We start from the raw sequence: 10,796 nt of genomic DNA, 5'->3' as shown, positions 1-10,796 counted from the left end.
GCGTCGGCGTTGCCCTCGGCCAGCACGTGGGCGCACTCGATCATGCGCAGTGTCTGCCGGAGCGCGCCCTCGGGGCGGTACTGCTCGTCGATGAAAACCGGCAGCACCTGGAGGTTCACCCCGCCCTCGCGCAGCTGCGGCAGCCAGCGCTCGCGGAAGAACGACGCCCACCGCCGAGGGGCTCTGGCGGTGACGGCCATCAGCAGGTCGTTGTGGGTATCCGCGACGACTGCGCGGTGGTGGAGCTCAACGGACACGTGCCAGCCCTCCGATGCGTGGTTACCGCGACGGTATGACAGGTTGGGGGTGGCGGAATTCGTCCGGTTTTCCTAATAGCGGTGAGTTGTTCGTCCATTCGGCCAAGATCACTTGTTTCGCCTCCGGCCGGAGACGATCGGGACGGTGTGCAGGTGACCAAGGCGTCACCGGCCGGCGGTCAGCGCCTCGGAGTGCCACAGGTCGCGGTAGTAGCCGGGGGAGGAGACCAGCTCCTGGTGGCTGCCCCGTTGCGTCACCGAGCCGTTCTCCAGCACGACGATCTCGTCCACCCGCTCCAGCCCGCGCAGGCGGTGGGTGACGAGCAGCGTCGTGTGGCCGCGGGTGGCGTCCAGCAGGTCGGCCATGAGCGCGTCCGCCGTCGTCTCGTCCAGTGCCTCGGCGGGCTCGTCCAGCAGCAGCACCGGGGGGTCGTTCAGCAGCGCCCGGGCCAGTGCCAGCCGCTGCAGCTGCCCACCGGACACCGTCCGCCCGTCCTCCCCGAGGACGGCGTCCCAGCCGGTCCGCTCCACCCAGCGTTCCAGGCGCGCCCGCCGCAGGGCCTCGGTGAGCTCCCCGTCCGAGGCCTCGGGACCCGCCAGCCGCAGGTTGTCCCGTACCGAGGCCTGGAACACGTACGGGTCCTGCGTCAGCCCGGTCATCACCCGCCGGACGTCGTCGGACGCCAGTTCCCGGACGTCCACCCCGCTGACCCTGATCGTCCCCGACTCGGGCTCGACCAGGCGCATCAGGGCGGACAGCAGGGTGCTCTTGCCGGCACCGCTGGGGCCGACCAGGGCGACCTGCCTGCCGGGAGTGAGGGTGAGGCTGATCCCGTCCAGCGCGGGGGCACGGCCGGCGCCGTGCCGGACCACCAGGTCCTTGATCTCAATGGTCGGCGCCCCGGCGGGCACCTCGACCGCGGTGGTCGGCTCCGCCACCGCCGGAGCGGTCGCGCCGACCTCCCGCAGGCGGCGCAGGGCGGCGAGCACCCCGGTCAGCCGCTCGGCGGCCGAGGCCATCGGCAGCACCGGCTCGAAGGAGACCAGCGAGGTCAGCGCGAGCACCGCGGTGGCCACGGAGCCCGCCCCGGAGTTCTGCGCCACCAGGACGATCGCCGCCACGGTCAGGCCCTGGGTGAGCACGCCCAGGGCGGAGGCCACCGCGTTCGCCCGTGCCTGCCGGCGCTCCAGCGCCGCCAGCCTGGTGTCGGCCTCGGCGGCGGCGGCCAGAGCCCGCTCGTTCGCCCCGTAGGCGGCCAGGTCGGCCGCGCCGTGCACCAGGTCGGCGACCCGGGCCGCCAGGTCGGCCCGTGCGGGGGCGATCCGCGCCGACCAGCGCCGTGCGGCGGCGGCCGTGCCCGCGGGGATCAGTACCCCGGCCACCAGCAGCCCGGCCAGCAGCACCAGCGCCGCGGCCGGGAGCAGGAACAACCCGATCACCATCGCGGCCACACCGGTGATCAGCGCCGCGGTGGCGGGAAGCAGGCACCGTACGAGCAGGTCCTGCACCGCGTCGGTGTCGTCGACCATGCGGCTGAGCAGGTCGGCCCCCCGCTGGTTCAGCGGTCGCGCGGGGATGAGCGCCTGGTAGAGCCGCTCCCTGGTCGTCGCCTGGGCTCGCAGCGCCACGTCGTGTCCGGCCAGCCGCTCCCCGTACCGGAAGACCCCCTTGGTCGTCGCGAACGCCCTGACCCCGACGATCGCCACGCTCAGTGCCGCCAGCGGCGGCTGTTCGGCGGCCCTGGTGATGAGCCACCCGGCGGATCCGATCAGCCCGAGCCCGGCCAGCTCGGCCGCCGCCCCCGCCGCCACGGCAAGGGTCATCCGCCCGCGCGTCCTGCCTGCCAGGACCTCGTTGACATCGGTCATGGGGAGGCGATCTCCTCTCGCGTCCCGGCCACCACGCGGCCGTCGGCGATCCGGATCACCCGGTCGGCCAGCTCGATCATCGCGGGCCGGTGGGCGACGATCACGGCGGTGCGGCCCTCGGCGAGGTCGCGGGTCGCGCTGACGACCGCGCTCTCGCTGCGGCCGTCGAGCCGCGCGGTCGGCTCGTCCAGCAGGAGCAGTCCGGCCCCCGCGCGGCAGAACGCGCGGGCGAGCGCGACCCGCTGCCGCTGCCCGGCCGACAGGTTCGTCCCGCGCTCGCCGAGCACCGTGTCGTAGCCCTCGGGCAGCGCCAGGATGAACTCCTCCGCCTGCGCGGCCCGTGCCGCGGCCCTGACCTCGTCGATCGTCGCGCCGGGGGCGCCGAGCCTGATGTTGTCGGCCACCGAGGTGGCGAAGAGGTGTGGGCGCTGGGGTACGAACGCCAGGCGCGCCCGCCAGGGGTCGTGGTCGCCGATCTCGGCGCCGTCGACGAGCACCCGGCCCTCGGCAGGGGTGACGAAGCCGAGCAGCAGGTGGAGCAGGGTGCTCTTGCCCGCGCCGCTCTCGCCGACCAGGGCCACTCGCTCGCCGGGGGCGATCACCAGCGACACGTCCTCCAGCGCGGCCTCCGCACGGCCCGGGTAGCGCACCGTGACATGCTCCAGCCGGATCTCCGGCGCCGTCGTCGCTCCGGGGCCCGGGTGCCCGGTGGCGGGCGCGCCACGCGAAGCCTCCGCGTGGCCGTCGAGCACGGCGAACGCCTCGTCGGCGGCGGCGACGCCCTCCATCGCCGCGTGGAACCTGCTGCCCATGTTGCGCAGCGGCAGGTACGCCTCGGGCGCCAGGAGCAGGACCAGCAGCGCGGCCGACAGGTCAAGGGAGCCCGACAGCAGCCGCAGGCCCACCGGCACGGCGACCAGGGCCAGTGAGAGCGACGCGGCCAGCTCCAGCACCAGCGAGGACAGGAAAGCCACCCGCAGCGTGCGCATCGTCGCGACCCGGTGGGCGTCGGCCACCCGCTGGATCACCTCGGCCTGGTAGCGGGCCCGGCCGAAGGCGCGCAGCGTGGGAAGGCCCCGGACCACGTCCAGGAAGTGCCCGCCGAGGCGGGACAGGGCCCTCCACTGGCGTTCGGTGACGGCCTTGGTGTGCATGCCGACCAGCGCCCCGAAGATCGGGATGAGCGGCAGCGTGACCAGCACGATCACCGCGCTGGCCAGGTCGGCGGTGAAAAGCCGGACGAGCACCGCGATCGGCACGACGCCCGCGACCGCCACCGCAGGCAGGTAGCCCGACAGATAGGCGTCGAGGGCGTCCAGACCGCGGCCGGTCAGCGTCACCAGCTCTCCCGAACGCGCCGAGGCCGGCCTGACGGGGCCGGCTTCCTGCAGCCGCGCCAGCAGGCGGTGGCGCAGGGTGGACTTCACCCCGCTGCTCATCCGCCCGGCGGCCGTTCCCTGCACCAGGGTGAGCAGCCCCCGGGCGCCGACGACCAGGGCCAGCAGGATCAGGGCCGGGGCCGCGAACCGCCCGGACAGCACCCCGGCGAGCAGCTCAGCCTGGAGGAGGATGAGCAACCCGGCCAGGACGGCGGCGGCCAGGCACACGGCCAGATGACGGCGGACGGCCCGCTCACCCAACGCCAGCCGTACCAGATCCTTGTGCATGCCAACCCTAGAGACCTCAGAAGAACGACGGAACCCGACCGGCGGCACGCCCGGGGCCGAACGCCCGCCACACCCATACTTGCGCACCCACCATGAAGGGTGCGAACGGCAGAATCATGACACTGAGCACACTTAGCGTCTCGGCGGGCGCCATGTGGTCCAGGAGCCAGGGGGCGAGTACGGCGAGCAGCATCGTGACGGGCGCGGCCGCGGCGCACGCCGAGCCCAGGAGCGCCCGCCCGGTGCGGCGCGTCCCGGTCATCCGCGCGGGCAGCCGCCAGGAGAGGAACGTCCAGCCGTGCAGGGCGAACAGCGCGGCCATCACCAGGGCGCCCATCAGCCCGAGCGGGCTGATCGCCGGCCCAGACAGGCCGCCGGCCAGCGCGACCAGTGCCATGCCCCAGCTCAGCGCCAGGCCGCAGGAGCCTGCCCAGATCGCCCAGTCCCAGCTCGTACGCCATGCGCTCCCGTCGGCACGGCGGCGGAACCAGAGCCCGGCGTCGCGCAGGATCCACGACACCAGCAGCAGCACCACCAGGGGGTAGAGGCCGAACAGCACCTCTCCCTCGATCGCGGGGAAGGCGCCGAACAGCACGCCCGCCACGGCCACCAGCCACACCTCGCCCGCCAGGACGAACGGCGCCATGGCGGTGACGATCTCGTCCCTGTCCCGTTGCGTCCTGCCGAGCACGGGCAGCAGCATGCCCACCCCGATGTCGAAGCCCTCCAGGGCGAAGTAGCCGATCAGCAGGAGGGCGAACACGCCCAGCCAGAGGATGTCCACGATCGGCTCCCTAGTAGCTGAGCGCGTGCGCGCGCTCGTTGGGGTCGGCGGGGGCGCTCGCGCCGAGGGTGGCGGCGGCGGGCCCGCGCCGTACGGTACGGGCGATCAGCAGGTAGTCGACGAGCGCGAGCAGGCCGAGCACGCCGCCGAAGGCGATCAACGAGAGGGTGACCATCCCCGAGGTCAGCCCGGGGGACATGGCGTCGGCGACGGTGAGCCTGCCATTGATCATCCAGGGCTGCCGCCCCGACTCCCTGGTCAGCCAGCCGAGGATCGACGCGAGGAAGGGCAGCGGGGTGATCGCCATCAGCAGGAGGTGCGCCCAGCGCCAGCGCGGTAGCCAGTACATGGTCGGCACCAGCACGAACATGATGAGGAGCAGGAGGAGATGACCAATCATGGTCATGAAGCCGAGTCCGGTGCCGGCCAGGGCGCCGTGGAACTTGCCCGGCTGGAACTGGGAGGCCGGGTTGAACTGCGCGTAGCCGAAACCGATCGTGAACAGTGCGCCGACCAGCGAGACGATCACTCCGGTACGGAGCGAACTCGTGAAGAACTCCCGTTCGGCGGTGCGCCTGAACAACTGGTACGCACTGGCCCCCATCAGCACGAAACCAGCGGTCCACAGGCCCGCGCTGAGCACGTGCGGCAGTGCCATGGTCAGCATCGGGTTGGTGAGCAGCGCGCCGAGGTCGGTCAGCACCAGGTGGCCGTTCCGCTCCACGGCTCCGGCGGGATTCTGCAGGAACGAGTTGGCCACCATGATCCAGAAGGCGGAGGCGTAGGCGGTCAGCGTCACCACCCAGATGCACGCCAGATGGAGCCATTTGGGCAGCCGGTGCCAGCCGAAGATCCACAGACCCAGGAAGGTGGACTCCAGGAAGAACGCGCCGAGCGTCTCGATCGCGAGCGGTGCCCCGAAGACATCGCCGGCGTAGTGCGAGAGGCCACTCCAGTTCATGCCGAACTGGAACTCCATCACCAGCCCGGTGAGGATGCCGAGCGCGTAGTTGATCACATAGATCTGGCCCCAGAAGCGGGTCGCCCGCTCGTGGACCGGCCTGCCGGTGATGGCGTAGCGGGTGTGCATGATCGCGATCAGGGGGGCCAGGCCCAGGGTCAGCACGACGAACAGGAAGTGAAGACTTCCCGTCACGGCGAACTGCGTCCGGGCCAGGTCGAGCACGTCCACACTCTCACCTCCGTTGTTATGTCTGTCTACCTATAGACACTCTACATGTAGAACGCCTACATGTAGTATGCCTATGCGAAAGGTAGGCTGACGACGTGAGTGAGCGAAGCGAACGGGCCGCCGGGTGCGGCGACGAGGGATCCGCCCGGCCCGCGGAGGCGATCGCGTGAACACCGACGCGCTCCGCGGCCATATGGACGCCCTGCTGCTCTCCGTGCTGGAGCACGAACCGCTGCACGGCTACGCGATCATCGAGGCGCTCCAGGCGCGCAGCGGCGGCGCGCTGAACGTGCCGACGGGCACGGTCTACCCGGCGCTGCGCCGGCTGGAGCAGGCGGGATACCTGGCCAGCGAGTGGGCCACGGTGGGCGGGCGCAAGCGGCGCACCTACCGGCTGACCTCCTCAGGGCGCACGGCCCTCGCCGGCGAGCGCTCCGCCTGGCAGCGGTTCGCCGGAGCCATCGGCAGTGTCCTGGAGCCGCGGACCACCCGCTGACCCCCGGTGGGGGCGGGGACTATGCGCAGGCGGGGACGGGGCCGCGGCGGGTGAGGCTCAGGCATTTGAAGGCGCCGTAGAGCTGCAGGCCCCAGAGCAGGAGGCTCACCAGCGCCACACCGACCCCCGGCAGGTAGTCGTCGAAGCCTGCCGGCCCGCTGGAGCCGAACATCAGTGCCCCGGTCAGCGCGAGCATGACCGGCAGCATCGCCCAGACGAGCAGGCCGAGGAAGCGGGTGACGAGCCGGGGCCGTCTGATCCTGCGCAGCCCCCGGCCCAGTGCGAACAGCGCGACCCCGCCGAGCACGCCGATGAGCATCTGGAGGATGTCCAGGCCCCGGGCGACCGGAACGAACCAGCCGGGGGTGGTCTCGTAGGCCGTCGGGGCGGTGGGAAAGATCTTCCAGATCACGCTCCACATGACCGTGGTGAGCGGCACGGTGAGGAACAGCACGGCGGCCAGCCTGCGGCCCGCCGCGATGAACAGCTCCTCCTGGTAGCCCGGCGCGATCTCACCGATCGTCCCGAACTCCTCGACCGCGGTCCGCTCGGCCTCCTCGCGCCCCAGGCCGTCGCCCTCCAGCGCCTCGGCGGTGTCGAGCAGGCTGTCGCGGGCCTCGGCGATCATGTCAAGCCTGGGGCCCCTGGGACCTCGGAGAGTGCGGCTGAGCCCGGTCACGTAGTCGTCGATGACCCCGCTGCCTGCCATGGTGCTCTCCAGATGCTCTCCAGCGGCCCGATCCCCGTTCAGGGTACGGGTCTCCCATCCTGGTCGCCCGTCCGGGACTCCGCATCGGGGACCACCCTGAGAAGACCCGGAGCCGGCACACGTTCGGATCCCGTGGGCGGGTCTCAGCCGTGGTCCGGGGCGCGCCGCAGGGGCCACCAGCGCAGCCGGGGCCATGATCTGCGCGGGACGACGGCGAGCGCGCAGCCGCTCAGCCGGAGCCCCTCGGGGTGGCGCATTCCGGTGAAGAGGCAGGTGCTGAGGTCCAGGTCGGAGAGTTCCAGCTGCTCGGCGTCCACCTCGTGCAGCGAGGTCACCCGGGCGCCGTCCCGGCCCCGCACCGTGGCCGGGCCGCGCAGGGTCGCTCCCTCCAGGTCGGCCCGCGCGTTGTCGAGCCGGACGGTCAGCCGCCCGCCCACCTCCAGCCGCCGAAGGTCCACCGAGCATCCGCCGGTGGTCACGTCAAGACCCTTGCCCGCCCACGCCCCGGCGAGGGTCAGGTGGCGGCCGACCGAGATCGGGGCCAGGTAGCCGCCCGCCGAGAAGCGTGCCCCGTCGAACCCGGCCAGCCCACCGAAGCTCGTCTTGCGAAACGACACGGTACGGCGGAACCTGCAGCCCCTCAGGGTCGCGTCGCCGGTGAATCCGGTGCCGTCGAAGGTGACGAAACCATGGAAGTCGGCCTGCTCGAAGGACGCGGTCCGGTCGAAAAGCGCTCCTCCGAACAGCGCGTCGCCGTCGATGGACACCCGGTCGAAGGCCGCGTGCCCGGTGATGGCGACACCGTGCAGGGAGAGTTCCCGATCGAACCTGACCTCCCTGAAGGAGACGTTGCGGGCGAACCTGGCGTTGAAGAACGAGGCGAGGCGCTGGAAACGCGCGTGGTCGAAGGAGACGTCCCCGCCGAACACGATGTCGCAGAACCGCACGCTCTCGGGAAAGGTCGCCCAGTCGAACCGAGCCCGGCCCAGGCGCCCGCGGGTCGCGGAGAGGATCCGCTCCAGCAGGTCCTGGCCGACGACGGTGGCCCGCAGGTCGATCGCGGAACCGGGGGAGAGGCCGCGGACGACCTCGTCGAGTTCGGTGGCGTCCAGATGGGCCAGGCAGCGCCCGTAGGGCTGCCGCGCGGATCCGGCGCACTCCAGGGAGGCGGCGCAGGTGTCCCAGCCCATGTCCAGAGTTCTCATAACCGCAGTGATACCCGCAGGCGCCGAGGCAAGCGACTTCTAGGTCAAGGAAAGCCATATCTGACCGGGCTGGATAGACATGAAGTGTCAAGATTCTTGAATTCGCCTTATATCCACTTATGGGTTGATGTCCTGGAATCCATCCAGCTCTACGCTCCCGGTCATGCGTGCTTTATCCCGGGCGTTCGCCGCCCTCGTGACCGTCGGCCTCGCCGCCACCGGCGTCGCGACCCTCGCCTCATCCCCGGCCCTGGCGGAGCCGGGCACCGTCGTCATCAGCCAGGTCTACGGTGGTGGCGGTAGCGCCGGCGCGCCGCTCACCAACGACTATGTCGAGCTGTTCAACCGCAGCGCCGCACCCGTGGTACTGGACGGCTGGTCCGTCCAGTACGCCAGCGCCACCGGCACCGGGAACTTCGCCGCCAACCCGGTCGTCCCCCTGACGGGTACGCTCGCGCCAGGTCAGTACCATCTCCTCCAGCTGGCCGGTGGCGCCAACGGTTCACCGCTGCCCGCCCCGGACGGCACCGGGACGATCAACCTGAGCGGCTCCGCGGGCAAGGTGGCCCTTGTCCGCTCGGCCCAGGGCCTGGCGTGCAACGGCGGCTCGGTCCTGTGCGCCCCGGAGCAGGCGGCGCTGATCGCCGACCTGATCGGCTACGGCACCGCCAACTACTTCGAGGGCACCGCGGCCCCCGGGCTCTCGGTCACCACGGCGGGGCTGCGCAAGGACCACGGCTGCGCCGACACCGACGACAACGGTGCCGACGTGGAGGCCGCGGCCCCCGCGCCGCGCAACCGGGCCACCGACGCCGCGCCGTGCGGCGACGTCGAGCCCACGCCCACGCCGACCCCGACCCCCACTGTGGAACCCACGGTGGAGCCCACGCCGACCCCCACCCCGACGGGGGAGCCGTGTGAGATCCCGGTCACCCACCAGATCGCCCAGGTGCAGGGCAGCGGTGACGTCAGCCCGCTGGCCGGCCAGGTCGTCCGCGTCGAGGGCATCGTGACCGCCGACTTCCAGGAGACGAACCAGCTCAGCGGGTTCTTCTTCCAGGACCCGACCCCGGACGCCGACCCGGCCACCTCCGAGGGCCTGTTCGCCTTCGCCCGCAGCTCCTTCAAGGACGTCAAGGTCGGCGACCGGGTCCTGGTCACCGGCAAGGTCGTGGAGTTCAACGGCTGGACCGAGCTGTCACCGGTCACCGCGGTGGACGTCTGTGGCACGGGCACCATCGCGCCCGCCAAGCAGAGCCTGCCCCGCGCCGAGGGCACGACCTTCGAGTCCGTCGAGAACATGCTCGTCACCTTCCCCGAGCCGCTCACCCTCAGCGACCACTACAACCTGGGCCGGTACGGTGAGATCACCGTCTCCTCCGAGGGACGCATCTTCCAGCCGACCGACCGGCCGGGCGTGACCACGGCCAAGAACGCGCGGCGTAGCCTGCTGGTGGACGACGCCTCCACGGTGGAGAACCCGCCGGCGATCCCCTATGTCGACCGGCGCCTCCGCCTGGGGGACACCGCCTTCGGCGTCACCGGCGTCATGGGGTACGGCTTCGGCAAGTACCGGCTCCAGCCGACCAAGCCGCTCAACTTCCTGCCGCTCAACCCGCGCCTGCCCGCCCCGTTCCCGGTCATCGGCAACGTCAAGGTGGCCAGCTTCAACGCACTCAACTGGTTCACCACCCTCCGCTCGCGCGGCGCGAGCAGTCCCGAGGAGCAGAAGCGCCAGCTCACCAAGCTGGTCGCCGCGCTCAAGGGGGTCAACGCCGACGTCGTCGGCCTCATGGAGATCCAGAACAACGGCCAGACCGCGATTCAGGCCCTGGTCGACGCGCTCAACGCCGAGGTCGGCGCGGGTACCTACGCGGCGCTCAGCCACCCCTACCCGGGCACCGACGTGATCCAGGTGGCGATGATCTACAAGCCGGCCAGGATCCAGCTGGTGGGCGCGGCGCAGTCCTCCACCGACCCGGTCTTCCGGCGGCCCCCGCTGATCCAGACCTTCCGCCGGGTCCAGGGCGGTAAGTCCTTCACCGTGCTGGTCAACCACTACAAGTCCAAGGGCTGCGACGAGGAGGCCGTGGGCCCCGACGCCGACCAGGGCGACGGGCAGAGCTGCTACAACGGCGAGCGCGTACGCCAGGCACAGGCCACGCTGGGTCTGATCAAGGACCTGAAGCTGACCAACCCGATGGTGCTCGGCGACCTCAACGCCTACGGCGAGGAGGACCCGATGGACGTCCTGGAGGCCGGCGGCCTCAGCAGCACGACCAAGAGGTTCGTCCCCGAGCCGCTGCGCTACAGCTACCTGTTCGACGGCCAGCTCGGCGAGCTGGACCACGCCCTGGTCGGGAAGGACCTGCTCAAGCGGGTGACCAGCGCGACGATCTGGCACATCAACTCCGATGAGAGCCGGATCTACGACTACAACCTCGAGTACAACCCGCCGGGCCTGTACAAGCCCGACGCCTTCCGCGCCTCCGACCACGACCCTGTGATCGTCGGCCTCACCCTGTAGGCCAACCCCCGCAGGCCGACAAGGGCTGACAGACGGTGGCCCGGTGCCGATCGGCCCCGGGCCCCCCCCCCGTATCACTCCCCCCCCGCC

9 protein-coding genes are annotated in these 10,796 nt (G+C 71.5%); 2 read left to right on the top strand and 7 right to left on the bottom strand.

Annotated features, from left to right (window positions below; genetic code table 11):
• The 5 genes from ABT130_RS45515 to ABT130_RS45495 all read right to left on the bottom strand — a co-directional run.
• Nucleotides 1-257: membrane dipeptidase (locus tag ABT130_RS45515; RefSeq protein ID WP_350966181.1), on the bottom strand; the 257-nt coding region annotated here is incomplete at its 3' end.
• 165 nt (nt 258-422) lie between these two features.
• Complete coding sequence (gene cydC / locus ABT130_RS45510; RefSeq protein WP_350966180.1) at nt 423-2,126, bottom strand: thiol reductant ABC exporter subunit CydC; 1,704 nt, start codon at nt 2,124-2,126, stop codon at nt 423-425.
• Entirely contained in the window at nt 2,123-3,793 is a 1,671-nt protein-coding gene (gene cydD / locus ABT130_RS45505) for a thiol reductant ABC exporter subunit CydD (protein ID WP_350966179.1), read from the bottom strand. The genes cydC and cydD overlap by 4 nt, the downstream gene beginning before the upstream one ends.
• A gap of 16 nt (nt 3,794-3,809) precedes the next feature.
• Entirely contained in the window at nt 3,810-4,577 is a 768-nt protein-coding gene (locus ABT130_RS45500) for a cytochrome d ubiquinol oxidase subunit II (protein WP_350966178.1), read from the bottom strand.
• 10 nt (nt 4,578-4,587) lie between these two features.
• On the bottom strand, nt 4,588-5,769 hold the full coding sequence (locus ABT130_RS45495) for a cytochrome ubiquinol oxidase subunit I (RefSeq protein WP_350966177.1): 1,182 nt from the start codon (nt 5,767-5,769) through the stop codon (nt 4,588-4,590).
• Nucleotides 5,770-5,935: 166 nt separating this feature from the next.
• On the opposite strand from ABT130_RS45495, the gene ABT130_RS45490 reads away from it, so the two are divergent.
• Nucleotides 5,936-6,265 carry a PadR family transcriptional regulator gene (locus tag ABT130_RS45490; protein WP_343966032.1) on the top strand — a complete coding sequence of 110 codons (330 nt, stop codon included), beginning with the start codon at nt 5,936-5,938 and terminating at the stop codon, nt 6,263-6,265.
• 19 nt (nt 6,266-6,284) lie between these two features.
• Here ABT130_RS45490 and ABT130_RS45485 read toward each other — a convergent pair whose 3' ends face one another.
• The gene (locus ABT130_RS45485; RefSeq protein WP_350966176.1) at nt 6,285-6,974 is read right to left on the bottom strand and encodes a permease prefix domain 1-containing protein; all 690 of its coding nucleotides are present in this window, start codon (nt 6,972-6,974) and stop codon (nt 6,285-6,287) included.
• Nucleotides 6,975-7,117: 143 nt separating this feature from the next.
• Nucleotides 7,118-8,179: a pentapeptide repeat-containing protein gene (locus ABT130_RS45480; RefSeq protein WP_350966175.1), complete on the bottom strand. Its 1,062-nt coding sequence runs from the start codon at nt 8,177-8,179 to the stop codon at nt 7,118-7,120.
• Between the two features lie 163 nt (nt 8,180-8,342).
• Here ABT130_RS45480 and ABT130_RS45475 point away from each other — a divergent pair, with 163 nt between their 5' ends.
• Entirely contained in the window at nt 8,343-10,706 is a 2,364-nt protein-coding gene (locus ABT130_RS45475; RefSeq protein WP_350966174.1) for an ExeM/NucH family extracellular endonuclease, read from the top strand.
• Nucleotides 10,707-10,796: the final 90 nt, after the last annotated feature.

It is taken from the genome of Streptosporangium sp. NPDC001681, from assembly GCF_040298085.1.
In the GTDB taxonomy this organism is placed as follows: Bacteria; Actinomycetota; Actinomycetes; order Streptosporangiales; family Streptosporangiaceae; genus Streptosporangium.
Note: the sequence above shows the minus strand (reverse complement) of the source record. Positions and strands in the feature narration are given on the sequence as shown.

Excerpts from the sequence above, each read along its gene's own strand:
- ABT130_RS45485 (WP_350966176.1), bottom strand. The coding sequence starts at position 6,974 with ATGGCAGGCAGCGGGGTCATCGACGACTACGTGACCGGGCTCAGCCGC.
- ABT130_RS45480 (WP_350966175.1), bottom strand. The coding sequence starts at position 8,179 with ATGAGAACTCTGGACATGGGCTGGGACACCTGCGCCGCCTCCCTGGAG.
- ABT130_RS45475 (WP_350966174.1), top strand. The coding sequence starts at position 8,343 with ATGCGTGCTTTATCCCGGGCGTTCGCCGCCCTCGTGACCGTCGGCCTC.
- cydC (WP_350966180.1), bottom strand. The coding sequence starts at position 2,126 with ATGACCGATGTCAACGAGGTCCTGGCAGGCAGGACGCGCGGGCGGATG.
- cydD (WP_350966179.1), bottom strand. The coding sequence starts at position 3,793 with ATGCACAAGGATCTGGTACGGCTGGCGTTGGGTGAGCGGGCCGTCCGC.